This window comes from Salinivibrio sp. ML323 (assembly GCF_001995745.1).
Classification (GTDB): domain Bacteria; phylum Pseudomonadota; class Gammaproteobacteria; order Enterobacterales; family Vibrionaceae; genus Salinivibrio; species Salinivibrio kushneri.
The window spans coordinates 1-24,456 of record NZ_MUES01000029.1 but is presented as its reverse complement, the minus strand read 5'-3'; the positions used below and the strand labels follow the sequence as shown (position 1 = coordinate 24,456).

The following is a 24,456-nucleotide window of genomic DNA, read 5'->3' as shown; positions in this document are numbered from 1 at the left end:
GACAAGGCCTCCGGATGAAGCGGAGGCCTTATTGAGATAGTTCTGATCTGAGCTCGGGATCTTAAAAATGATAGCTCATGGTCACTTGTGCATCCCACTGATTAGCGCTATCTACAATTGGCGAATCAGCAATGTCACTGTCCAAACGGGTGTATTGCGTACTTTGGCTGATATCCCAGTTTTCGCTCATTGGCATCACAAGCTTGTATCCTAAGTTGTAAGTAAAGCTGTTATCGCCTTTATAAGCCGAACGTTGCATGGTCGCTTCACTGTCTTTTACACCAAAATAATGATCAACATAATCATCACTTAGCCAGTTCACACCCGCGAATGGAACGAAGTCGATTTTACCAAAGTGTGTGATATGCATGTACTTCATGCCAGCGTTTAGACCGTCGTATTCGCCCGTGATGTCGTGTCCTACAAATGTAGAAAGAACACCACCCATACCGGTATTGATATCCACATTAAAACCGCCATTGATCCCTGCCTTACGATCTTTCATGCCTGCCAGGCTATCAGCGTCTTTGCTCTCGTAACCCTTTGATGCATGACCGATAAAAGCGTTGATGTTCACACTGTCATCATTATTGCCGAAAAAACGGTAGTTAAGGCCATTTGTTAGATCAGCGTTGAAGTCTTCACCGCGATAGCCAAGGTTTAGGTTCAGATAGGTAGTGTCATCTTGGCTTTTGTAAAGATCACTTGTCGTGCTGATACCCACTTCAGCGACCGCTTGTCCTTCATGTGAGTAGATATTGCCGTTGCGGATATATGTGTCGCCCGCATAGGCTGCATTTGACGCGATCGCTGCGATAATAATAGCTAGTTTTTTCATGTGTTTTACCTTAAAAGTRTCTAACGCTCGGATTGGCAGTACTCTAAACGCAGCGATGCAATAAAAGTATCTTAAGTTGGTATGGAATTGTCTGGTGTTTGTAAACGAAATAATCGGTAGAAATTAGACTACAATTGAGGTAACCATAGTTAAGATAATCACGTTGTTATGAGTGAAAATGGAAGAAAAAATACATTTGTTTGTGGTTGAAGATGATCCGAAAATGCGCGAAATGCTGACAGACTACTTCGAGGCACAAAATTACACAGTAACGGCATTAGAGCAGGGTACGGGGGCGGCAGAACGCATTTTAGCGGATCAGCCTCATTTAGTCTTGCTGGATTTGATGCTGCCTGGCGATGATGGATTGACAATTTGTCGACAGATACGCAATGATTTTCACGGACTTATTATGATGTTAACCGCCAGTGATGACGACTTTGATCATGTCGCGGCACTGGAAATTGGCGCCGATGACTTTGTTAGTAAACCCATTAAACCAAGAGTACTGATGGCGCGAGTACGGATGTTATTGCGTCGTCAATCAGAAGTTACCCTGCCATCAACACCGTCAAGGCTGTTGCAATATGGTGGGCTTGTGCTTAATCAAGCGCGCCGACAGTGCCAGTTGGATGAACAAAGCATTACGTTAACGGAAAGTGAGTTTGACTTACTGTGGCAGCTCGCGTCACACCCCGATGCGGTTCAGTCTCGAGATACACTGACCAAAGCGCTACGGGGCATTGAATATGACGGTATCGACAGAACGGTAGACAATAAGATTGTTACACTGCGAAAAAAACTGATGGATGACGCGGCGAGCCCGCACCGTATTATCACGGTACGGGGGAAAGGTTACTTATTTGTTCCTGACACTTGGTAAGCTTGCTCTGACTTGACGACCCTTGTTTTAATCAACGCGTAGAGCGTAGGCGCATTTTCACCAAGGGTTTGTTTCCACGTCTCTGAGAGTTGGTCAAGTATGAGGCATAGCGCCAATCCCTTTTCATAAGACATTCTTCGTTCGAGTAAATGGTGATTGTTACTGCTAATGATCCAATTAAAATAGTCATTAAATGAGAGAACAGTGTCATTTGCGGCAGGAACAAACATTTCATCATAGTGTAGAAGAAAGGGTTTGAGCTCTACGTATGTTGCTGTTCCTTCCATTGTTTCACTGTTCGTCTCCGCGACGAGTTGGGGCCATTGCTGATAGCGTTTTTCTCTAATCGTAACCCAGTCTCGCAGCGTGCTTTTTAATACGTTTTTGTCTGATAAATTGTCTAACGCTTGGTCAAGTAGCGTCATTTCGCGCGCGAGTAGCTGATAGTGTTCATGATTATGTGGGTATTGTGCGATAAATTCATTACCATTTTGATCATAATGCCATCTTTTTTGGTGATACAGGTGGAATGCTTCATGAGACATAAATTGTGAGAACCCTGCACCTTTATTGTCATTAATGAGGAAAGCCCCTTCAGAATAATAGAACACTAATGCGTCTTTACCCTCAATCATTGTGTTTGTGAAGTTCGCAATAAATCGCCATAACAGCGTGCTTAGATCATACCAGCGTGTGCTGTAGAGGTTGCTAATGTTCTGGTATGGCGAGGTATCGACTTTTTTTAGCCAAACGCTATCGTAGTTGTCCGGTTTATTGACGATAAATATTGTGCTGTATATATTCCACTTTTTTTTACTCACCAATACTATAGGGTGATCCTGTAACACATACTGATTGTTCCATATGTCCTGAGGTGGAAAAGAAAATAATGCGTCTAATTCATTGAGCATAACGCGATCAACAAGCGCCATGTTTCGTTGGCTGCTAGGGGTGTAAGTTGTTGATATAAAATAACAATATAAAGCTATAACAAGTGTGGCAATGAGGGCTAATGTTCTGTTTAACATGACCGTATGAATAGTAGCACTAGACAGCCATGGTATGACTGCCTAGTGGAAGATTAAAAGTGATAGTTAAGGCCGAGATAGATTTGGTTTGACTTTTTGAAATTAAACTCTTCATCGTATTTGTTTTTATTGAGGCGTTGATGTCTTAACCCTAACTCAACGTCTACATCTTCGTTTAAGTTAACACCTGCACCAATAAATGCGGCAGTCATTAGTCCAGATTTGGAGGTTTGACTTTTTTCGGTTTCGTAGCAATAGCTGCTATTACTGCATTCGGTTATCGCCTTATGCTTGAGCGTGTCTTTATAATGACCGACTTCCAATCCAGCAAAGCTATAAAGAGTAGCACTGATCGAATACTTATATTTTCCGCCTAGACCGAAGGTATCTATATGACGTTTGGTTTCTGAACGGTCTTTCAAGGACGTAAACGTAGAGCCTCCCAAATCATAAAAACCATACATGTCGATACTATGGCTGCCATGCTGATAAACGTTTTTCCCGATGTTGATCGATGTTGTTGACACTTCATCAAAGTCTGCACCTGACGGCGAGTCAGGATGACTGCTCCATCCTTCTGCTATGTCCCAATGCCTTATTTTCGGTGATTTGGCGTCTGTAAAAATAGTGTTGCCGTGTTTAAAACCAATAAAGTAACGATTTTCTGTATTTTCTTTTGCATTGACACTCATCGAAGAGGCTGATGACGTTAATGCTAAAATAACGAGCATTGAATGTGTTTTCATGATTTACACCCCTGATTGTTATAGGGCTGCAGGGTACTCAATATAAAGGGCGATGAATGTCACTTTTTTGTCTGTCTATGTCGACAAGTGGTCAATGGTTGTCGCCATCAAGGTAATGCGCTGAAAAATAAGGTTCAGGATCGTGACAAACCACCGACAGAAGTCGATGCGCAGATGATTTAGTATCATGATATCGTCTGGTTCTGCATAAGCATTATCTGCATGAGCACTAYCTGGACAAGCAGCAAGGGCTGTCTATTCATACTCATCATTCGCGTTTTAAGGTACGGGCATGCGCAGAATATATATTGAATTCTATGTGGGGTTAGTGGTTGTTTTTTTTATCACCATGACCTCTTTTTTTGTCTTTGAAGAGGGCGTGCTCGGTGATTATGACGCCATACTCGAACAAAGAAGAGCGGATGGCATTGTAGATATGCTCGATGCCATTGAAGCGACGTCTGGTACAGAGGCTGCCTTACAGGTACTCCAAGGCTACGTTGACAAGGTCGAATTAGAGCTGGATGTGTACAACACGCACACTGTCCCGGCAACTGTTGCAACCTATTTTAACCAGCAAAGCCGTGAAGCTGGTGTCTTTTACGATGATGAAGACACGCTATGGCTCAAGCTATCGGATCATCAAACGTTTTACAGTATGCAAAATGCGCCAGACTCTGAGCTACATCAATCCGTTGCGTTTAATGAAGACTTGCTAGTTGTGTTTTTATTCGGCGGGTTTGCMATCTATAGCTTCTTTATGGTGTGGTTTTTAAGTCGTCGTGTCCGTGCGCTCGAGAAAACAGCACATCAGTTTGCAGACGGTAATCTTACCGCACGTGCGTCCACGCGGAGCCACCAGCGTGTTGGATCACTGAATCGCACCTTTAATCATATGGCCGATCGCATTGGTCATTTAGTTACGAGTAGCCGAGCATTAACCAATGCGGTGGCGCATGAATTGCGATCGCCGTTATTTCGAATTCAATGGCAAGCTGAATTGTTGGGAGAAAGCCAGTTAGATAGCAAGCAGCAAAAAAAAGTGGCGAGTATTATTGAAGACACTGATGAAATGACGTCACTGGTCGATGAGCTTCTGTATCTGGCCCGTGTTGATCATCCTAACACGCTATTTTCGCTGCAAACGCTCGATACGTCTGTGTGGATGAATGCACAATGGCCGCGTTGGCAAGCGCTGAGCACTAAGTCCGTAAGTTTGGATGCACCACAAGATTTGCCCAGTGTTGAGGCCGACCCTCACCTGCTCAAGCGAGTGATCACCAACTTAATCGGTAATGCGGAGAAGTATGCGACCAGTCAAATAGCCGTGCGTGTCTATTGTGAGGACACTCAGCTGGTGATCGCGGTACACGATGATGGTGAGGGGGTCGAATCGTTACACTGGCCATTTATTTTTGATGCCTTTTACAGTGCGGATCGTTCCCGCGATAAAAAGCGTTCCGGGTATGGTTTAGGGCTTGCGATCGTTAAACAAATTGTCACTCGTCACGGCGGCCATGTTGAGGTTGACCATAGTGATTTAGGTGGGGCGTGCTTTCGGGTGATTTTTCCCTGTTAACATAGATGTGGCACTGCCAGTATAAAGTTGAGCGGGCGATATTCGTCGCCAACGGGTATTTCGCGTATAATACCGCTCACATCGACAACATCAGGGGCATCATGAAACATCGTAACTTTGTCTTGATTGGCATGGCTATTGTTGCTGTGGCTATCACCATTTTGATCTCGCGTCAGCAGCCCAAAGCTCCCCTTGTTCCTGATTTTCAATCCTTTGCGGCGGGGGCAGAGCGTAAGCAGGCGTTTTTTGATTACTTCACCCCTGTCGTGAATACCATTAACAGCGAAATCTTGGCGGATCGCACCGCGTTAACGGCATGGCACACGCGTCAAAGTGAGTTAAGCCGCCGAGAAACAAAACGCGTTCAAGCGCTCGCCGATCAGTATGAGCTAGCCGAGTTTGATGTCGGCCAAGAAGCAGACTGGATGGCACTGATCCAACGGGTAGATATCATTCCGCCGTCGTTGGTATTAGCGCAGGCGGCCAATGAGAGTGCATGGGGCACCTCGCGGTTTGCGCGTGAAGGGAATAATTACTTCGGACAGTGGTGTTTCAGCAAAGGATGTGGACTGGTACCCAAGCAACGTGCGGAAGGGAAAGTGCACGAAGTGGCAGCCTTTGATAACCCACAAGCCTCAGTAAAAAGCTACATCAATAACTTAAATACCCATGCCGCGTATCAAGGGCTACGCGAGATCCGCGCCCGTCTGCGAGAGCAAAACAAAACGCTTTCAGGCGCGGTGCTCGCCAATGGATTAGGGCGCTACTCTGAGCGTGGGCAGGCCTATGTGGAAGAGTTGCAAGCGATGATCCGTCATAACCAACTTGATAGGCTCGACCCGCCAGCATCGTCATCGACTAACTAACGCAAGGAAAGCCAATGATTACCCGTTTGCCTCGGTGGGTTGAATCCGGGGCGTTCGTGTTGGCACTGATCGCCGGCACCATCAATGCGATCGGCTTGTTGGGCTTTGAACRCCAAGCCGTCTCACACGTATCAGGCACTGCGACGCAATTTGGCTCGGGGCTGTTTGCGGGCCAGTGGATGCACGTTGTTCAGCTGGGTGGCTTATTGTTGGCCTTTTTCCTTGGTGCTGCGGTGTCCGGCTGCTTATTGCATGGCAGCACGCTAAAGCTGGGCCGCCATTATGACTCGGCACTCTTTGTTGAAGCCGGGTTAATTGTGGTGGCGTTTTATTTTTTGTCCCGCGGCCTTGCCATTGGTCAACTGGCGGCATCGGCGGCTTGTGGCCTGCAAAATGCGATGGCGACCACCTATAGTGGTGCGATTGTACGCTCAACCCATTTAACCGGTATTGTCACCGATTTAGGCTTAATGTTGGGCGGCAAGCTGCGCGGTAACCGCGTTGATAAGCGTAAACTGATGCTGTTTTTACTGATTGCGTCGGGGTTTATTGTTGGCGGCGTGGTAGGGGCGGCGTTATTTGCGCATTTCCACTTTACGGCCTTGTTGTTTCCGGCGGGATTATGCTTCGTGGTGGCGCTGTGTTATCGCGCCACCATGACTCGACAACATTTGAGATCGGGCAATAATAGCCAATAAATACACAATGTATTAACAATGCGCGTTTTCGAGCATGGCGTCTTTGTCTTCTTTGTCTTCTTTTTCACGACTATGCTATCCCTAGGTGTTTTCCTCAAATGGCGGATAAACGCGGCCTGATTTCTTGTGGTACCCATTTGCCGTGTCACCATTCGCGCGCTATCCGCCACGCAAAAGTTTGTCCTAAATCAAACAAGCCGCAGTTTCCTTTTCGCTTTCGCGCATAGTGTGATGTTGTCGCCGTCATTGTTGCACGGGAAATGCCACACTCTGGTTACGATAAAGTAACAAGGAGGCCCCATGCCAACTCGCCATTATATTGAAACGGATGTGGTCATCATTGGTGGCGGTGCGACCGGCACTGGCATCATGCGCGATTGTGCGCTTCGCGGCATCTCGTGCATTTTGCTCGAACGTGACGATATTGCGGCAGGCACTTCGGGTCGCAACCATGGGTTGTTGCACTCTGGGGCTCGTTACGCGGTCACGGATACCGAATCGGCACGCGAATGCATCCAAGAAAACACCATTCTTAAATCCGTGGCGCGTCATTGCGTGGAAGATACCAAGGGGCTGTTTATTACCTTGCCGGAAGACGATCTGGCCTACCAAGATACCTTTATCGCCAGCTGTGATAAAGCCGGTATTCCGACACGAAAACTCACACCGCATGAGGCGCTCGCTCTAGAGCCCAATGCTAACCCGGCCATGATAGGCGCCGTGCAAGTGCCCGATGGCACGGTTGACCCCTTTCGTTTGTGTGCGGCAAATGTGTTAGACGGTAAAGAGCATGGCGGCAAGGTATTTAATCATACCCAAGTCACTGGATTAATTCGCCAAGGCGCGACGGTACAAGGGGTTCATTGTATCCACACTCTTACGGGTGAGCGCTTTTCGATTATGGCCCAGCAAGTGATCAATGCGGCAGGGATTTGGGGCCAGACTATCTGTGAGTATGCCGATCTCAACATCAAAATGTTTCCTGCCAAGGGCTCATTGCTGATCCTCGATTACCGCATTAATAATCGAGTGATCAACCGCTGTCGCAAACCGGCCGATGCGGACATCTTGGTGCCTGGCGATACTATTTCCTTAATTGGTACGACGTCCGAGCATATTGAGTACGACCAAATTGATAAGTTGGCGGTGACGCCACAAGAAGTGGATGTGCTGATGCGCGAGGGCGCCAAGCTGGCTCCCATCATGGCCAATACTCGGGTGTTACGGGCTTATGCAGGCGTACGTCCATTGGTCTCGGTGGACGATGATGGCAGTGGTCGTAATATTAGCCGCGGCATCGTGTTGCTTGACCACCAAGCGCGCGATGGCCTTGACGGTTTGATCACCATAACCGGTGGCAAACTCATGACCTATCGACTGATGGCCGAGCAAGCCACAGATTTGGTGGCTGAAAAACTGGGTAACCGCAATGCCTGCCAAACCGCGACCCGTCCGCTGCCGGGCTCTGAGCCTTCTAAAGGGATCAGCAAAGCCAGTGCAAGCTTGGTCAAACCCGTCTATCAATCCGCCTATTATCGCCATGGCGAACGCGTCAGCCATTTTTTGGATGAAAGTGACGACAGCCAAGCGGTGATTTGCGAATGCGAAATGGTGACCAAGGGCGAGGTGAACTATGCCATTCAATCGTTGGACGCAAAAAACATCACTGATTTACGTCGCCGCACCCGTCTGGGTATGGGGCCTTGTCAGGGTGAGTTGTGCAGTTATCGTGCCGCCAGCTTATTTAGTGAATGCGGAGGATTAGATGGGCAAGCGAGTGCTGGGCTGCTGGTGGACTTTCTTGAAGAGCGCTGGAAGGGCGTCAAGCCTATCTTCTGGGGGGACGCTTTACGCGAAGCCGAATTTAGTTACTGGATTTATCAAGGATTATTTGGCGCCGGTGATGTGCCTAAGTCGTCGAGCGAGGAATCAAAAACGGAAATGAATGAGCAAGTGTCTACTCAAGCTGTCGATCAGGAGGTCTCACAATGATTCACTATGATATTGCGGTGATTGGCGGTGGCATTGCTGGGTATACGGCAGCGATACGTGCATTGGAAGCCGGCAAAAAAACGGTAATGATCAGTGCGGGACAAAGTGCACTGCATTTTTCCTCGGGTTCAATTGATGTACTGGGCCATTTTCCTAATGGTGAGCCGGTTATCCAACCGTTTGAGGCGATTCCCAAATTGGTGCGCCAGCATCCTGAGCACCCTTATGCCAAGGTGAGCCTTGATGAGATCACCGATTCGTTAACCTGGTTCCAACAGCAACTCAGTGCGCAAAAAGTGTGTTTGTATCATCAAGAAGACAACGCCAATCATGGCCGGATCACGCCGCTGGGCACCGTGCGTCCGACGTGGTTATCGCAAGGGCACGTGTATCAACATCGCGGCCCGCGCCGTTTTTCGGGTCTCTGTTTTGCCGCCATTGACGGCTATCGCGATGCGCAACCGACGTTAGCCAAAGACACTATTACCGCGCAGCGCGATTTTGCCTCCTGCCCGAGTCGCACCATCACGCTTTCGATTCCTGGTGCGGAGCGTTTGCGCCGTAACCGCAATGAATTGCGCTCGGTTGATCTGTCACGCTTACTGGCCGATCCTAACGCCTTTGACAGCCTGTGCGAGCAGTTAATCGCGCAATCTGGACCGGATGAGCTCGTGATATTGCCCGCCATCATTGCCAACGTTGCGGGCGAGCAGGGTATGGATGCACTTAAACAGCGCACCGATCGTTGTTTCCATGAAGTGCCCACCATGCCGCCTTCGTTACTCGGGATTCGAATAGAAGAGGCGCTGCAGCGCGCGTTTGCCAGTGCAGGTGGCATGTTGCTGCGCGGTGATCAAGTCACAAGCGGCGAGTTTGACGACAGTGGCCGCCTCACCGCATTACATACCCGTCAGTTAGAGGATATTCCGTTAACCGCAGAGGCAGTGATCTTGGCGACGGGAAGCTATTTTAGTCGCGGCTTGAATGCGGATCGCACCCAAGTTAGCGAGCCAACACTGGGGTTAGATATGGTACAAAGCCCTGACCGCAGCGAATGGCGCAATGACGACTTTTTCAGCCAGCAAAGTCATCCTTTTATGGCCTTCGGTATTAACACCGATAACCAACTGCGGCCTACCGCGCGCGGAAAACGTTGTCAAAACTTGTTTGTATGTGGGGCGGTACTCAGTGGTTACGATCCCGTATTTGAAGGTTGCGGCGGAGGCGTTGCGGTTGCAACAGGCTACGCCGCGGCACAACGAGCACTTGCCGTGATGGCAAACGCTAAGGAGGCCATATGTTAACCGAATGGCTTAAACAGAGAGAATATCGCGACCATGCACCGCAGCCCACCAGTTTTGACCAGTGTATCAAGTGTACCGTCTGCACTGTGTACTGCCCAGTGTCGAAAGTGAATCCGGCGTATCCGGGCCCCAAAGAGTGTGGGCCGGACGGCGAGCGTCTGCGGATCAAAAATCCAGAGTATTATGACGACCTACTCAAACTATGCACCAACTGCAAACGCTGCGAAACCGCCTGTCCCTCTGGGGTGAAAATTGGTGATATCATTGCCGTGGCACGGGGTAAACATGGCGAGAAAAACATCAATCCTAAGTTGATGCGTGATTACGTGCTCAGCCACACCGATTTATTTGGTACCTTGGCGAACCCAGTGGCACCGATTGTGAATGCGATGACGGATCTAAAACCGGTAAAAGCAGTGATGCATGCCACCATTGGGGTAGATAAACATAAATCCTTGCCTAAGTATTCTTTTGGTACCTTCCGCCGCTGGATGAAAAGTCAAACGGCGGTACAAGCTGAATACCCCAAACAAGTCAGCTATTTTCACGGTTGTTATGTGAATTTTAACAATCCGCAGCTCGGCAAAGACTTGGTCACAGTAATGAATGCGATGGGCTATGGCGTTCAGCTATTAGAGAAACACAAATGCTGTGGTGTCCCCTTAATTGCTAACGGTTTTTATGATAAAGCAAGACGCAATGCTACCGCCAATACCGCGATGATTGCCGATTCTGTTGCCGACGAGCGCCCAGTGATCGCGACGTCATCATCGTGTGCGCTGACACTCAAAGAAGAGTATCCGCATGTATTGGGTGTCGACAATCAGCATGTAGCAGGACAAATTAGCTTCGTGACCCGTTTTTTACTCAAAGCGGCAATGAATGGCGAGATGCCCAAGCTAAAACCCGTCAATAAGCGGGTGGTGTATCACACCCCTTGTCACTTGGAGCGCAGTGGCAATGCGATGTTCACCATTGAGCTATTGCGGATGATCCCCGGGCTAGACGTGGTTGTGCTCGATAGCGAGTGTTGTGGTTTGGCAGGCACCTATGGCTTTAAAACCGAGAACTATCAAACCTCGATTGCCATCGGTAGTGGTTTGTTTGCGCAGATTAAAGCTGCAGAAGCCGACTTTGCTATCACCGATTGTGAAACCTGCAAATGGCAAATTGAAGAGAACACACCGTTGGAAGCCTTGCATCCGGTCAGTGTGCTGGCGATGGCCGTGGATGGTACGAACCCATAAAAGCGACGACGACCTCGAATAAGACGACCTTGAATAAAAAGCGCCACCGTATGAGGTGGCGCTTTCGTTGGTCAGTGAAACCGGTCTAGTGATTCGCTTGTGATGGCGTCGAGGCGGTGGGCTTGCCAACCGGCTCTGCCAGTAAAGACTTCATCACACTGATGGTCATTAAGATCACCAATACACTGATAGGTAATGCAGTCACCATGTTGGCCGTTTGTAAGGCTCTTAAGCCGCCTGCGACCAAAAGCACCGCGGCGACAGCGCCGATCATGGTGCCCCAGAAAACACGGAAGCGTTTCGGCGGATCATCATTGCCCATCGACAGAATGGTGGTGAGCACCAAGGTGCTGGAATCGGACGAGGTAATAAACCAGCTAAACAGCAAAAAGATCATCATGGCGTTCAGTATCCAACCCCAGATACCACCGCCGGTAATGCCATCGGCTGTGGCGAACAATGCCGCAGGCAAGTCCCAGCCATTCACCAAATCAATGATTCCCGCAGTACCGACACCCGTCTCAGCAACAAGCTCTTGATGCAACGCATTGCCGCCAAAAATGGCCAACCAAGCAAAAATCATCAGCGTTGGCGCGCAAAGCACACAAACCACAAACTCACGCAGGGTACGTCCGCGAGAAATGCGGGCAATAAATAAGCCAATAAAGGGCGCCCAGCCAATCCACCAACCCCAGTAGAAAATGGTCCAGGCATTTTGCCATGCGGCTGGGCCTGATGTTTCAGGAAACCACAGTCCCATTGGGATAAAACCGACCAAATAGTCACTGAGTGAAGCACCAAAGACGTGGATTAACCAGGTGGTTGGCCCACCAAATAAGAAGTAAGCGATCACCAATGCCGAGACGATAATGTTCCACTCGGAAATAATGCGGATCCCTTTGCCGACGCCAGACAGAGACGACATGATTGAGGCCACAGAAATCAAAACGATCAGGATAACCTGAGTCATGACACCCGGGTCGACGCCAAATAAGCGATCGAGCCCCACCGCGATCTGACTGACACCTAACCCGAGCGAGGTAGCGACACCGAATACGCAGCCCAGGACACCCAAGATGTCGGTGATATGACCAATGGGGCCGTAGATCCGATCGCCAATCAGCGGGTAAATGGTGGATCGCAGCGCGAGCGGCAGTTTTTTACGGAACGAGAAATACGCCAGCGCGAGGCCAACAATGACGTACACGGCCCAGCCATGAAAGCCCCAGTGAAAGTAAGTAACACGCAGAGCAGCGACCGCGCGATCAAATCCCATGGTGGTTGCGCCTGCCATATCAGCATATGGGTTGTTGGGGTAGCCGAACGCACCACTTGTATCAAAGTAGAGCGTGGGTTCGGCTACCCCAAAAAACAATATGCCAACACCGACACCGGCGGAAAACAACATGGATAGCCACGAGAAGGTGCTAAACTCGGGCCGGTCATCGTCATCACCCAACCGAATGTTTCCTAAACGCGTGACGGCAATCGTCAAGCTGGCGACCAGTAACAGCACCAACACCAACATGTAATACCAACCAAAGGTCGACTCCACCCAGCCACGTGCCGCGGCAAATACACGGCCGGCTAAATCAGTATTAAATCCGGTAAAAAACACGAAGACACAAACCAGGAGCGTGGCGGCGATCATCATATTTTTATGAACACCTTTAAACAGGCCGGTCTGTGTGACGCAATCGGCAAACGGATGCTGCAATGCGCTGGCATTACTCGCATCCGACGTACTTCGTGTTGACATGAATCGTTCCTCTTTTAACAACAAAACGCGCAACAATTTACGCAACACAAGCACCCTTTGCAAAAAAAAGAGCCGTTAATCAAATTATGTTAGGTGGAGGTGTTGAGAAAAGCAGCGAAATGTGTTGATAAGACGGCCAATGGCGGATTGTCTTCGTACACTTAGGATTGATAAAAACCTTAATAGAGTGTCTAGGAGTGAGATGATGAAACCACAACCCGCTTCGCGCGATACCATGCTGCAACTTGGGTACCTTGGCTTGCTTCCTTTTATTGGCGGTGTGCTCGTCACCTGGGCCGATCTGACCTTATTCGGTCTCAGTGGCGAGCAGCTTTTTTTGAGCTATAGCGCGGTAATTTTAAGCTTTTTATCCGGCGTTTTATGGGGCAATGGCATCGATCACTTTTCCCATAAACTTAGCCGTAATGCGTTATTGCTGAGCAACCTGTTTGCACTCTTGGCTTGGGGGGCGCTTATTCAAGGCGCGACCCAATACCTGATCGCGACTGGGCTGCTTGCGACCGGTTATTTAGCGGTATGGCTGGCGGAAAAATGGATCCGAAAAAGCGAGAGTGAAGACACGTCCTCTGCCTATCAAACCATGCGTGGCCGCTTGACGATAGCTGTTGTGGCTTGTCATGGGTTGCTGCTCATTGTGGTGTGATCAGCAAAAAGGCCACCAAGAAAAACCCTACCGAGAATGAACCTATTGCAGCAATAGGCCGTACCCGTTACCTCGTGCGCAAAAAAACAAGTAACTTTATAGTGGAATTAGGGGCAGCGGGGTAACCAATGACGATTATACAGTATTTACGCGTGGTGTTTCTGGCACTCGGCATTGCGGTTGCGGCGAGCGGGGCGTACTTGTTCAGCGAAATAAACACGGTCAAGGCACAGTTTAATGATGTGGTAGAGCGTAATGTTCGCCTGCTGAGCACTGTGTCTGACTTGCGTTATTATACCGTCACTTATCGCCGCTTCGCACTCGATTACGGGTTAACCGATGATAAACAAGCGCATCGCGATATTTTGGTGAAAATAGAGCGCAACGATCAAGAGGTTGGCGAAGCACTTGACCGAATGAAAGCACTCACGGTGAGTGACAGTAATACAGAGGCCGTGGCCACGATAGAAACGCGCCTGAACAATTACCGTGAGATGCAAAACGATTATATTTCGCTTATTGATAACGGGCGAATTGATGATGCGCGCCGTAAAATGTTAGGCCCCATGTTGGCGCCGTTTGACCAGATAGTCGCGAACCTTGCCACATTGCAACAGACGTTGGAAGACCAAGCCAACGCGATAAAGACGCGAGAATCGGAAAAAATTGAGCGTCTCATTTATATTGGTATTGCCGTGATTATTGCTCTGGTTGTGCTGATGGCGGGTGTGGCGTTATTGCTACAACAGCGAATACGTGGGCCGCTGGCGAAGCTGGTTACTCAGATGCAGCGGGTGGAAAGCGGTGATCTTACCCAACGGTTGGATCTCGATACGTTTAACCGCGACGAGCTGGGACAAGCAGCGAATACCTTTGCGCAAATGCAAGAAAGCATTACCGAGCTGATAGGGTCGTTAGTGAAAGGCACTAAGCGATTACAAACGGTCAGTGATGAGCTATCGACCCAGGTGAGCCATACCGTGAATAGCGTCGAGCAACAGCGGGGTGAACTCTCACAGCTTGCGAGCGCGATGACGCAGATGGAGTCTACCTTTGGTGAAGTGGCCAGTAACACTGTCAATGCGGCGGAACATACTGATAAATCGCGTGAATACGCAGAGCAAGGCCGACAAACGTTTGAGCAATCGTATCAGCAAAGCGTAGCGGCTAAAGATCAAGTTAACGAAGCCTCGCAAGTGATTGAGGCGTTAACCGAAGATAGCGAAAATATCGGTAAAGTCTCGGAAGTGATTAGTACCATCGCCGAGCAAACCAACTTGCTCGCGCTCAACGCGGCTATTGAGGCGGCTCGCGCGGGCGAAGCGGGTCGAGGCTTTGCGGTCGTGGCTGATGAGGTACGAGGGTTGGCAACCAAAACCCAATCATCGACCGATGAGATCAACCAGATCATTGAAGGACTGCAAACCAAAGCGCGTCAGGCCTACAAAGTGATGAGCGATAGCCAAACCTTGACGCAAAAAGGGCTGGATGATGCCAAGCGTGCGGCAGAAGCGATTGACACCATCAATGATGCCACGCAACAGGTATCTGAAATGACCGGTGCGATTGCTACCGCGACCGAAGAGCAAACCACGGCAGCGGCGGATCTGAACCAAAATGTGTCCGCGATTCACCGAGCGGCAGAGTCACTTGCCGAGACGGCGGAGCAAACCCGTCAAGCGTACGAACGTTTGGAAAAAGAAAACGCCAGTATTAAAGAGCAAGCGGAAGCCTTTAGGCTATAACTGTACCCACCGACACCATCCACCAACACAAAGTGCGCGAATGGCGCGCACTTTTTATTCCCGCCGCAAACGCAGTAGCGAAACAAATATCTCAACGAAATAAATACAAAGATAAAAAGTAGTTGATGCTTTTATTCACCTCCCGGAGCACGGCAACCAAGCCGGCATCACTGTGCTCGGTCACATCCCAAGGCACAAATTTTCCGTAACGGGGCAAGGGTAGTCCAGATTGTACGGCGGCTGGATTCACGGCAACTAGATAATCAACATATGTCAATGTCAGCTCGGCCAGCGGGCAAGGCGTGATCCCAGAGGTTGAGAGTTGAAATTGAATAAGTGCTTTTGACGCTTGTGCAGTATGCATGGTGCTGGATGTATGTGCGCAGTAAACATCAAAAAAGCTGCTCGCTTTACTTTTCATCAAGGCGGCGGCCATCAAGGAGACGCCATGTTCACCATCGCACAAAAACAAAACCACTGGCTTACTCGGCGCGGTATCGTTATGCATCGGGAACGCGTCGGCAAGCGCGTCTAACGGGACATTGTCTTTGGCATCTATCATTGCCTTTTCTCATCTAAAAAGTGGAATACAGGACAATTATCGGCGCATCTCGTCGACGCGCATCAGCCCTGGATGCGTTTATCCTAGCCCGCCATGTGTTCAGCGCCAGCGTGGTAAAAACAACTTTTGAATCTGTTACCAATGCGCCGCACTGTCATCAAACCTTCATGATTGCATAAAGGAACTGTCACTTTGTGCTCTTAATGTGTCTCCCCGTTAACCGAGTTCTTCGTTATGTGTAGATAAATTGATTTGCACAGCACTAACTTAAATAATCGACTTGGAGGTTGATGTGAAACTTAAAGCTCTCTTTGCAGCTACTACAGTATCAATGGCCGTGCTGGCCTCAGGTAGCGCAACGGCCGCAAACCGTGATTACATTAGCATCGTTGGCTCTTCTACTGTTTACCCTTTTGCTACTGTAGTTGCTGAGCGCTTCGGTCGCACGTCGCAATACTCAGTACCAAAAATCGAATCTACCGGTTCAGGCGGCGGTCTTAAGCTGTTCTGTGCAGGTGTGGGTGAAAACACGCCAGATATTACTAACGCATCACGTAAAATTAAAAGCTCGGAAATCGACCGTTGTAAGTCAAACGGTGTTGACGACATTGTTGAAATCAAAATCGGTTATGACGGTATTGCGCTGGCAAACTCGAAAATGTCTCAGCAATATGACCTGAGCTTGAAAGAGATCTACACCGCGCTCGCTAAAACCGTGCCAGACGGCAACGGCAACTTTATCGACAACCCAAATGAAACGTGGAAAGACGTGAACCCATCACTGCCTAACACCAAAATTGAGGTGCTAGGTCCACCACCAACATCAGGGACGCGTGACGCTTTTGTTGAGCTAGCCATGGAAGCGGGCTGTGCCGAGTACCCAGAAGTGGCGGCGCTTGAAGACAGCAACGAAGACAAATTCAAAGCGATTTGTCACGGCATGCGTGAAGACGGTGCTTTCATCGAAGCGGGTGAGAACGACAACCTTATCGTACAAAAGCTTGAAGCAAACCCAGATGCACTTGGTATCTTCGGTTACAGCTTCCTAGAGCAAAATGCTGACAAGGTACAAGGCTCAAAAATCGCGGGCGTTGAACCAACATTTGACGCGATTGGTAGTGGCGACTATCCCGTATCACGTTCACTGTACTTCTACGTGAAAAAAGCACACGAAGACGTGATTCCAGGTCTGAAAGACTACGTAAGCGCATTCACTGCTGAAGATGCAATCGGCAACATGGGTTACTTGGCTGACCGTGGCCTTATCCCACTCGACAACGGTGAATGGAAACAAGTACGCAGCGCCGCAGTTGACCTAAAACCAAACCTGTAAGCGCAGTGTGAACACGAAAAGGTGGCACACATGAGGTGCCACCTTTGTGCGTGTTCAGGAGGAACAATGACAACACCCATGCTGATGACCGTGATTGCTATTATTGCAATTTCAGGCTTTTTTATTGCTCGATCACGTTCAATCAAGCTCGCCGATACGGCTGGCGGATTGAGTAAGCTTCATTCTCGTCCTAATTATTACGGCTCTTATGTTGCGATTCTCGCGGCTATTCCGGCACTGGTTCTCTTATTGTTGTGGCAAGCGGTAGAACCCAACTTGATCCACAGTTTGGTGATGGCACAACTGTCTGATTCGTATGTCACGCAGTTCGGCAACGCCGACTTGCTATACAGTCAGATTGGCAACGTCGCTCGTGGCATCACCCAAACTGACGATGCTGTCTTGTTGGCAGCGGCTGACCATTATCAAATGTTGAACCAACTGGGAACGACGTTGCGTTTCACCGCCATGACATCGCTTGCATTAGCGGGGTTGGCCTTTGGCTGGCGCTCTCTGCGATTACGTCTTCGCGCTCGAAATCGCGTGGAAAATGTGATGCAGGCTTTTTTGCTGCTTTGTTCAACACTCGCGATTTTAACCACACTGGGCATTGTGCTCTCGGTGTTGTTTGAGGCGTTGCGCTTTTTCCAAATGATCCCAGTCACTGAATTTATTTTTGGTACTGAGTGGTCACCGCAAATTGCCTTACGTGCAGACCAACAAGCGGCCAGTGGCTCGTTTGGTGCGATTCCACTGTTTACCGGCACCTTAATGATCTCGTTTATCGCCATGTGCATTGCGGCGCCAGTCGGGTTGATGAGCGCGATCTACTTGGCCGAATATGCATCGCCGCGTATACGGGGTATCGTCAAACCAATTTTGGAGATCCTGGCAGGTATTCCAACGGTGGTTTATGGCTTCTTTGCCGCATTGGTGGCCGCACCCTTTATCCGTGATGTGGCACAGGCGATCGGCTTTAGCAGCGCGTCGTCAGAGAGTGCACTGGCTGCCGGTGCGGTGATGGGGATCATGATTATTCCTTTTGTGTCGTCATTATCAGACGATGTGATCACTGCTGTACCGCAATCGCTACGTGATGGCTCGTATGGACTGGGCGCGACGCCGTCAGAAACGGTTCGCAAGGTTGTTTTACCGGCTGCATTACCCGGCATTGTGGGTGGCTTATTGCTGGCTGTTTCACGTGMAATCGGCGAAACCATGATTGTCGTAATGGCAGCGGGTCTGTCGGCTAACCTAACGGCTAATCCCCTTGATTCAGTTACCACAGTGACGGTGCAGATTGTCACGCTTCTTGTGGGTGACCAAGAATTTGATAGTCCAAAAACCTTGGCGGCGTTTGCTTTGGGTCTGACCTTATTTGTTGTGACACTGGCACTTAACGTGATTGCGTTGAACATCGTGAAGAAATACCGGGAACAATATGACTGATAAAATCGAACAACTGGCGCAAGAAAAGCGCGCAAGGGTAAGGGCTAGCTTAGCAAAGCGCCGCGGGAAAGAAGGACGTTTCCGTTTTTACGGTATCGGCTCTATTTTCCTAGCGTTTACCTTCTTGGTTCTATTGCTCGGCTCGATCGTCTCGCAAGGCTACACCGCTTTCTATACCACGGAAATTCGCTTGACCGTTGATTTAAGTGAAGAAAATCTAGGTATTGAAGGCAAGCCATTAAATGATGAGACCCTTAAATATCTGGGCTATCGCTCAGTTTTGGCAGATGCCATTTTTGATGCCATGCCCGAGGTGACGTCGCGTGGCGACAAACGTGAGCTGTTCCGTTTTCTGTCTAACGGAGCCGAGTACGACTTACGCGACCGCGTGGCAGCCAATCCTGACTTGGTGGGGCAAGAGGTTGAAATTTGGGCACTCGCGGGCGATAACGTCAATCAGTTTAACAAAGGCAATATCGATGGCAGCTTGCCGGAGTCTTATCGCCAGTTTAAAGACAAACACATTGGTTGGTTCAACCAGCTAAAAGAGGACGATCGTGTTCGCACCGTGTTTAACTCGCGCTTTTTCACCAATGGTGACAGCCGTGATGCTGAGCTTGCCGGGATCTGGGGCGCGACCGTGGGCTCTTTCTATACGCTGCTGGTGACACTGGCATTAAGCTTCCCCATTGGGGTGGCGGCCGCGATTTACTTAGAAGAGTTCGCACCACGTAATCGTATTACTGAGATTATTGAAATTAACATCAATAACCTGGCAGCGGTACCGTCGATCGTGTTTGGTTTGCTGGGCTTAGCCGTGTTCCTCAACTTTGCCGACCTGCCGCGTTCTGCGCCGGTTGTGGGCGGCTTGGTCCTGACACTGATGACACTGCCAACCATCATTATCTCGAGCCGCGCATCTATTAAAGCGGTACCGCCATCGGTACGTGATGCCGCCTTGGGTGTCGGCGCATCAAAAATGCAAATGGTGATTCACCATGTATTGCCACTTGCCATGCCTGGCATGCTCACCGGCACCATTATCGGCATGGCGCAAGCGCTGGGCGAAACCGCGCCGCTGCTGATGATTGGTATGGTGGCCTTTATTGTGGATATCCCCTCAGGGCCCCTAGATGCCGCCACTGCGTTACCTGTTCAAATTTATTTATGGGCAGAGAATCCTGAAAAGGGCTTTGTCGAAAACACCTCTGGCGCAATCATGGTATTGCTGGCATTCCTTGCCCTTATGAATGCCTGTGCCGTGATTCTGCGTAAGCGTCTTGAACGACGCTGGTAAGTCGGGAGAAACAACCATGACGACGACAACAATGAACAACTTAGCCATGACTGAAGAAGTAGCAGAAACCACGCCGCAAAATACGGCGGCACCGACTGAAACGTGTGGTGTGCCTTTTGTCGAGAGCCCACGTATGACGGCTCGTAATGTCTTTGTGAATTACGAAAACGGCTCAAAATCAGCGATCACCGATGTCAGCTTGGATATTGGTGAAAAAGAAGTCTTGGCGATGATTGGTCCATCAGGCTGTGGTAAGTCTACCTTCTTGCGCTGTCTCAACCGCATGAACGACACCATTCCTGGCTGCCAAGTGTCGGGTGATATTATTTTGGATGGCGAAGATATCTATCATCGCGACACCGAAATTGTGGAGCTTCGCTCGCAAGTGGGCATGGTATTCCAGCGTCCTAACCCGTTCCCGAAATCGGTTTACGATAATGTGGCATATGGCCCACGTATCCATGGCTTGATTGACGGCAAAGACGAGTTGGATGCATTGGTTGAGCAATCACTCACGCGCGCAGGGCTTTGGAACGAAGTGAAAGATCGCCTCGATCAGCCAGCAACAGGTCTATCAGGCGGTCAGCAGCAGCGTCTGTGTATCGCACGTACCATTGCGGTCGCGCCGGAAGTGATCTTGATGGATGAGCCTTGTTCGGCGCTAGACCCGATTGCCACGGGTATCATTGAAGAGCTGATTGCCGATCTGAAGAAAAACTTCAGCATCGTGATCGTCACGCACTCGATGCAGCAAGCGGCACGTGTGTCTGACCGCACCGCCTACTTCCACCTTGGTGACTTGGTTGAAGTCAACAGCACACAAAAAGTCTTTAATGACCCTGAGCACAAACTGACCTCTGATTACATCAACGGTCGATTTGGCTAAATAAACGGCGGGGCAAAGGAGAGAAAAGCGCTGAAAATAGGCTTTTGCTGATAAAATCAGCACTTAAGTGCGAAAAAGTAAAAATGGACTTTACATCGCTCTGAGCTGCCTCTAGTATACGCCCCGTTCCGGAGAGATGGCTGAGTGGTTGAAAGCACCGGTCTTGAAAACCGGCAAGGGTTAATAGCCCTTCTAGGGTTCAAATCCCTATCTCTCCGCCACATACCGAAAGCCGCTGCTCAGTCAGCGGCTTTTTTGCATTTATTGTCCCGCAAACTCCCAAACTCTGACCTCACCAACATTTTAGGCGATTCTGTCTAAACAGCTATTCTGCACTCTGGTACGCTAACCCTTATATTTCTGCCTCTTACATGGCCTTTTGGATGCCGACAACCAAAGGGCGGTAGCGTGGAACGCAACAAAACGCCTACATAGATGCACGCTTTCTCATGACCGATTCACACTTTCCCGGGGCGAAAAAATAAAAAACACGAATAATCAATCGGTTAAAAGTACAAGCGCGGGGATAATGTGAACACCTCAACCGGGATAGGCGGCATGCACATTATCACCAATGAGGATTTGATGAGAAAGATGGAAAACCGCATGATTATCATGAGGTTATAGATAAAACAGGGCGTATAACGATTTTGACAAATCGAGCACGCACACTAGTACAATGTTATAACTTTTATTGGGAAAACGAGTGAGAAATAGAAATCAGGAGTTACTTGAGATTTTAGTTGGTCTGATAGGGGACTTAACTATTTCAGTTAGCCTAATACGCGAGTATGAGTCGAAACCATACATGCATAAACCAGAATTAAAAACTAGTCGACAATGCATATGGAGACTTTGTTTTAACTCTATTGTTTTAAATTGCTGTAAGTACGTTGAGTTAAACCGTAAGTATTCACGCGAATTCAACGAGATGACGAATGAGCTCAATCAACTCCGTGGTCAATTCAATGAGCAAATTACAAGCAATAAGTCTTTATTAATTCTGCGCGATGACTATGTCGCTCATGTGAACTCGAAGAAAACAAAGAAGAGTTTAACTCCTAGTGAAGTCCAAGAACATATTATTACAATGATTGGCGGCAGCACTAACGCTGCTAAGTTTCTGGATTGGGTTTGTCCAGACAGTTTCGAAGCGTCGAACCTGAATGAAAGTTTGGTCGGTGTGGTAACTCAGCTAAGAGATCTGCTGGCGTCAAAGTTATAACAATAAAATTTAAGGGTGATTCACAACGCTAGGCACCCTCACTTCAAGCAAGTTTAGTGTTTATGGCACAATGCATTAGGTAGGTGGTTAGCGTTGTTCACACCTTAATTTGGCGTTAGGTTTACAGGAAGTTTTAATCATATGTATAAATTTGGTCGCTGTATAAAAACATTTTTAGCCGATGGTAGTCCAACAGGGTTAAGACACGTTGAGATAGCTAACTGGTCAGGTCAGGCATTAGCTTGCCCTCGTAGTAGATTTTCAGAACTTGGTAAATGGGAAGAATCTAAGAGGCCAGGGGTTTATTTTTTATTCGAAAGTTCAGAGGGTGATAATAATATTGCTTATATCGGAGAGTCAGAAGATGTATTTAAACGTTTAGCTGATCATGACCGTAAGAAAGAGTTCTGGAATGAAGTGGTTATATTCACTAGTAAGGATGAAAACCTGACTAAAGGGCATATAAAATATTTAGAAGCCCGGCTTGTGGAAATTAGTAAAAAATCAGAGCGTTACCAGTTGAAAAATAATAACACTCCGACAAAGTCAAGTTTGCCGCGAGCGGATTCTGCAGCAATGGAAGAGTTTATTGATAATATTCGCATTGTTTTAGGTAGCCTGAGTCACAGAGTTTTAGAATCAGTGTCTGTTACGACAAGATCATCTTTAAATGAGGATGAAGAAGACTCTATCATAAATTATGAATTTACATTTAAGATGAATAAAGTTAAAGCGCAAGGTCGTATTGTTGATGATGGTTTTTTAATTTTAAAGGGTTCACAAATAAATCATAAGTCATCCCCTAGTATGCCGACTAAGAGTATTTCTATGAAAGAAGAAATGATCAGAAATGGTCTTCTTGAAGACAAGGGCGATCATTTTCTTTTAGTTAAAGACAAGCTAGTTAGCTCATCTTCCTATGCTGCATGTTTAGTGGCTGGCAATAGTCGAAGTGGCCCAACTAGTTGGAAAACAGCAGATGGCGAGCTTTTAAAGGTGATTGAGAACAGGTTGGTAAATAAAACCTAACAAATAAGAATAAGTATCGCGCAGCCGACACTTTATTTGGGTGTTGAACAAGCCAGTTGCATTATTAAGTAAATAGTTTGAAATACGCATAGGTAGGCGCCATGCCTGACAGTTTCTTCAGCGTGAGCTAAGACGAGAAGTAAGCCTAGTCGAGATACTATTGATAAAGGATGCCGAATTCCTTTTGTTGTGGAGAGGTCATGGTATTCCTCCTGTTCATTGGCGACTTGCAGAGCAGGAAGAAAAATAGGCGATAATTCGGCGTTCTGCCGTATAGCGTTTTCGTTCAACAAGTTAGGTTTGGGCGCGCACACTACTTGCGTCCCATATAAAGCATTATGTTTAGTCGATATCGGATAGTTGGATGAGTTGTGAATATAAAATTAGGCACATACGAGAAGGATTAGAACCTACCGTGATTGTGATTAATGGTTTTTTATCAGAGTCTGAAGAAGATATTAAGGATTGGCTCTCTGTAGTTGATGAACTTTATCCATTTCAGCGAGTGCTTCATTTAGATTGGCCTAGTGGTAATTTAAAAAAACTATTTGGATTTAGCAATGATTCAACAATTGCATTTGAAATGTTATCATCCTCTGTGCCTATTTTAAGAGCTGGAAGCGCAGTGCCTGCTTTTATAGCTAATATAGCTAATATAGGTACTGATTGGAGTAAGGCAATACGCCGATCTGAAGATGCGGGAATATGGCTAGCTCATTATATCAACAACCAAGAATCCAATCAGTTTATTTTAATGGGGCACTCGCTAGGGGCAAGTGTATCGTTTAATGCATTATCTAATTTGGAAAGAAAGAATAGCATTCACTCAATATATTTGTTTGGTGGTGCCATGTCAAATACTGAAAAATGGATTGAGACATGTACGAGACATCCAGGGTCAATGATTACAAATTGTTATTCAACTAATGATTGGGTTTTAAAGTTTCTTTATAAAATAGGAACTCTTTTCAGTAATATACCAATTGGATTAAAGCCTATACCGAAGAATGCTAATAATTTAATTTACAATGTTGACTTGTCAAATATTGTGAATGGGCATACTTCTTATAAGAAGAAGGAAGTCGGGATATGCATCAAAGAAAGAGTGGAGTTAACCAAAAATAATGGACATGAAATTATTGATTGTTTTGACATAAGTCTTTTTTCAATATTTAAAAAAGTATTGAGTGAAGTGATAAGATAGATTTGGCTAGACTATTCTGGCTTTTCTCGTTCCCACGCTCCTGCGTGGGAATGAATATCTAGCCCTTGCTATTATTCAAACACAAACAGCACCATAACCAGTATGACATTATACTGCCTAGG

The 24,456-nt window shown here is 47.9% G+C and carries 21 protein-coding genes and 1 tRNA gene; 17 read left to right on the top strand and 5 right to left on the bottom strand.

What is annotated here, in order from left to right; genetic code table 11:
* Positions 1-61: 61 nt before the first annotated feature.
* Positions 62-838: a MipA/OmpV family protein gene (locus tag BZG13_RS12990; RefSeq protein WP_077486930.1), complete on the bottom strand. Its 777-nt coding sequence runs from the start codon at positions 836-838 to the stop codon at positions 62-64.
* A gap of 178 nt (positions 839-1,016) precedes the next feature.
* Between BZG13_RS12990 and BZG13_RS12985 the strand changes: the two genes are divergently transcribed.
* Positions 1,017-1,721 (top strand): response regulator, encoded by a 705-nt coding sequence (locus tag BZG13_RS12985; RefSeq protein WP_077486929.1) that lies wholly within the window; start codon positions 1,017-1,019, stop codon positions 1,719-1,721.
* Here the strand turns inward: BZG13_RS12985 and BZG13_RS12980 are convergent.
* Positions 1,694-2,653 (bottom strand): hypothetical protein, encoded by a 960-nt coding sequence (locus BZG13_RS12980; protein ID WP_077486928.1) that lies wholly within the window; start codon positions 2,651-2,653, stop codon positions 1,694-1,696. The genes BZG13_RS12985 and BZG13_RS12980 overlap by 28 nt on opposite strands.
* Positions 2,654-2,802: 149 nt before the next feature.
* Complete coding sequence (locus BZG13_RS12975; RefSeq protein ID WP_077486927.1) at positions 2,803-3,495, bottom strand: outer membrane protein; 693 nt, start codon at positions 3,493-3,495, stop codon at positions 2,803-2,805.
* A 292-nt stretch (positions 3,496-3,787) separates the two neighbouring features.
* Between BZG13_RS12975 and BZG13_RS12970 the strand changes: the two genes are divergently transcribed.
* The 6 genes from BZG13_RS12970 (at position 3,788) to glpC (ending at position 11,181) form a co-directional block, all read left to right on the top strand.
* On the top strand, positions 3,788-5,074 hold the full coding sequence (locus BZG13_RS12970) for a HAMP domain-containing histidine kinase (RefSeq protein WP_077486926.1): 1,287 nt from the start codon (positions 3,788-3,790) through the stop codon (positions 5,072-5,074).
* 101 nt (positions 5,075-5,175) lie between these two features.
* Positions 5,176-5,940, top strand: a complete 765-nt coding sequence (locus tag BZG13_RS12965) for a glucosaminidase domain-containing protein (RefSeq protein WP_077486925.1) — start codon at positions 5,176-5,178, stop codon at positions 5,938-5,940.
* 14 nt (positions 5,941-5,954) lie between these two features.
* Positions 5,955-6,638 carry a YoaK family protein gene (locus tag BZG13_RS12960; RefSeq protein ID WP_077486924.1) on the top strand — a complete coding sequence of 228 codons (684 nt, stop codon included), beginning with the start codon at positions 5,955-5,957 and terminating at the stop codon, positions 6,636-6,638.
* Positions 6,639-6,938: 300 nt separating this feature from the next.
* Positions 6,939-8,630 carry an anaerobic glycerol-3-phosphate dehydrogenase subunit A gene (gene glpA, locus BZG13_RS12955; protein WP_077486923.1) on the top strand — a complete coding sequence of 564 codons (1,692 nt, stop codon included), beginning with the start codon at positions 6,939-6,941 and terminating at the stop codon, positions 8,628-8,630.
* Positions 8,627-9,934, top strand: coding sequence for a glycerol-3-phosphate dehydrogenase subunit GlpB (gene glpB, locus BZG13_RS12950; RefSeq protein ID WP_077486922.1), 1,308 nt, complete (start codon positions 8,627-8,629; stop codon positions 9,932-9,934). The genes glpA and glpB overlap by 4 nt, the downstream gene beginning before the upstream one ends.
* On the top strand, positions 9,928-11,181 hold the full coding sequence (gene glpC / locus BZG13_RS12945) for an anaerobic glycerol-3-phosphate dehydrogenase subunit GlpC (protein WP_077486921.1): 1,254 nt from the start codon (positions 9,928-9,930) through the stop codon (positions 11,179-11,181). Before glpB ends, glpC begins: the two co-directional genes overlap by 7 nt.
* Positions 11,182-11,266: 85 nt before the next feature.
* Here glpC and BZG13_RS12940 read toward each other — a convergent pair whose 3' ends face one another.
* Complete coding sequence (locus BZG13_RS12940) at positions 11,267-12,940, bottom strand: BCCT family transporter (RefSeq protein ID WP_077486920.1); 1,674 nt, start codon at positions 12,938-12,940, stop codon at positions 11,267-11,269.
* Positions 12,941-13,142: 202 nt separating this feature from the next.
* Between BZG13_RS12940 and BZG13_RS12935 the strand changes: the two genes are divergently transcribed.
* Together BZG13_RS12935 and BZG13_RS12930 are read left to right on the top strand one after the other, a co-directional pair.
* Positions 13,143-13,604 carry a DUF3429 domain-containing protein gene (locus tag BZG13_RS12935; protein ID WP_241824172.1) on the top strand — a complete coding sequence of 154 codons (462 nt, stop codon included), beginning with the start codon at positions 13,143-13,145 and terminating at the stop codon, positions 13,602-13,604.
* 128 nt (positions 13,605-13,732) lie between these two features.
* Positions 13,733-15,349: a methyl-accepting chemotaxis protein gene (locus BZG13_RS12930; RefSeq protein ID WP_077486919.1), complete on the top strand. Its 1,617-nt coding sequence runs from the start codon at positions 13,733-13,735 to the stop codon at positions 15,347-15,349.
* 91 nt (positions 15,350-15,440) lie between these two features.
* On the opposite strand, the gene BZG13_RS12925 is transcribed toward BZG13_RS12930, so the two are convergent.
* Entirely contained in the window at positions 15,441-15,911 is a 471-nt protein-coding gene (locus tag BZG13_RS12925; protein WP_077486918.1) for a hypothetical protein, read from the bottom strand.
* Between the two features lie 292 nt (positions 15,912-16,203).
* On the opposite strand from BZG13_RS12925, the gene BZG13_RS12920 reads away from it, so the two are divergent.
* The 8 genes from BZG13_RS12920 (at position 16,204) to BZG13_RS12885 (ending at position 24,334) form a co-directional block, all read left to right on the top strand.
* Positions 16,204-17,244 (top strand): substrate-binding domain-containing protein, encoded by a 1,041-nt coding sequence (locus BZG13_RS12920; protein ID WP_077486917.1) that lies wholly within the window; start codon positions 16,204-16,206, stop codon positions 17,242-17,244.
* Positions 17,245-17,310: 66 nt separating this feature from the next.
* On the top strand, positions 17,311-18,693 hold the full coding sequence (gene pstC, locus BZG13_RS12915; RefSeq protein ID WP_077486916.1) for a phosphate ABC transporter permease subunit PstC: 1,383 nt from the start codon (positions 17,311-17,313) through the stop codon (positions 18,691-18,693).
* The gene (gene pstA, locus BZG13_RS12910) at positions 18,686-19,990 is read left to right on the top strand and encodes a phosphate ABC transporter permease PstA (RefSeq protein ID WP_077486915.1); all 1,305 of its coding nucleotides are present in this window, start codon (positions 18,686-18,688) and stop codon (positions 19,988-19,990) included. The genes pstC and pstA overlap by 8 nt, the downstream gene beginning before the upstream one ends.
* Before the next feature lie 133 nt (positions 19,991-20,123).
* Positions 20,124-20,876 (top strand): phosphate ABC transporter ATP-binding protein PstB, encoded by a 753-nt coding sequence (gene pstB / locus BZG13_RS12905; RefSeq protein WP_218089801.1) that lies wholly within the window; start codon positions 20,124-20,126, stop codon positions 20,874-20,876.
* A gap of 130 nt (positions 20,877-21,006) precedes the next feature.
* Positions 21,007-21,097, top strand: a tRNA-Ser gene (locus BZG13_RS12900).
* A 710-nt stretch (positions 21,098-21,807) separates the two neighbouring features.
* Positions 21,808-22,101: a hypothetical protein gene (locus tag BZG13_RS12895; protein ID WP_241824813.1), complete on the top strand. Its 294-nt coding sequence runs from the start codon at positions 21,808-21,810 to the stop codon at positions 22,099-22,101.
* 141 nt (positions 22,102-22,242) lie between these two features.
* Positions 22,243-23,130 (top strand): GIY-YIG nuclease family protein, encoded by an 888-nt coding sequence (locus BZG13_RS12890; protein ID WP_077486913.1) that lies wholly within the window; start codon positions 22,243-22,245, stop codon positions 23,128-23,130.
* Between the two features lie 415 nt (positions 23,131-23,545).
* Positions 23,546-24,334, top strand: coding sequence for a DUF726 domain-containing protein (locus tag BZG13_RS12885; RefSeq protein ID WP_158074904.1), 789 nt, complete (start codon positions 23,546-23,548; stop codon positions 24,332-24,334).
* Positions 24,335-24,456: the final 122 nt, after the last annotated feature.

Excerpts from the sequence above, each read along its gene's own strand:
- BZG13_RS12990 (WP_077486930.1), bottom strand. The coding sequence starts at position 838 with ATGAAAAAACTAGCTATTATTATCGCAGCGATCGCGTCAAATGCAGCC.
- BZG13_RS12985 (WP_077486929.1), top strand. The coding sequence starts at position 1,017 with ATGGAAGAAAAAATACATTTGTTTGTGGTTGAAGATGATCCGAAAATG.
- BZG13_RS12980 (WP_077486928.1), bottom strand. The coding sequence starts at position 2,653 with ATGGCGCTTGTTGATCGCGTTATGCTCAATGAATTAGACGCATTATTT.
- BZG13_RS12975 (WP_077486927.1), bottom strand. The coding sequence starts at position 3,495 with ATGAAAACACATTCAATGCTCGTTATTTTAGCATTAACGTCATCAGCC.
- BZG13_RS12965 (WP_077486925.1), top strand. The coding sequence starts at position 5,176 with ATGAAACATCGTAACTTTGTCTTGATTGGCATGGCTATTGTTGCTGTG.
- glpA (WP_077486923.1), top strand. The coding sequence starts at position 6,939 with ATGCCAACTCGCCATTATATTGAAACGGATGTGGTCATCATTGGTGGC.
- glpB (WP_077486922.1), top strand. The coding sequence starts at position 8,627 with ATGATTCACTATGATATTGCGGTGATTGGCGGTGGCATTGCTGGGTAT.
- glpC (WP_077486921.1), top strand. The coding sequence starts at position 9,928 with ATGTTAACCGAATGGCTTAAACAGAGAGAATATCGCGACCATGCACCG.
- BZG13_RS12940 (WP_077486920.1), bottom strand. The coding sequence starts at position 12,940 with ATGTCAACACGAAGTACGTCGGATGCGAGTAATGCCAGCGCATTGCAG.
- BZG13_RS12935 (WP_241824172.1), top strand. The coding sequence starts at position 13,143 with ATGATGAAACCACAACCCGCTTCGCGCGATACCATGCTGCAACTTGGG.
- BZG13_RS12930 (WP_077486919.1), top strand. The coding sequence starts at position 13,733 with ATGACGATTATACAGTATTTACGCGTGGTGTTTCTGGCACTCGGCATT.
- BZG13_RS12925 (WP_077486918.1), bottom strand. The coding sequence starts at position 15,911 with ATGATAGATGCCAAAGACAATGTCCCGTTAGACGCGCTTGCCGACGCG.
- pstA (WP_077486915.1), top strand. The coding sequence starts at position 18,686 with ATGACTGATAAAATCGAACAACTGGCGCAAGAAAAGCGCGCAAGGGTA.
- pstB (WP_218089801.1), top strand. The coding sequence starts at position 20,124 with ATGACGGCTCGTAATGTCTTTGTGAATTACGAAAACGGCTCAAAATCA.
- BZG13_RS12895 (WP_241824813.1), top strand. The coding sequence starts at position 21,808 with ATGACGAATGAGCTCAATCAACTCCGTGGTCAATTCAATGAGCAAATT.
- BZG13_RS12890 (WP_077486913.1), top strand. The coding sequence starts at position 22,243 with ATGTATAAATTTGGTCGCTGTATAAAAACATTTTTAGCCGATGGTAGT.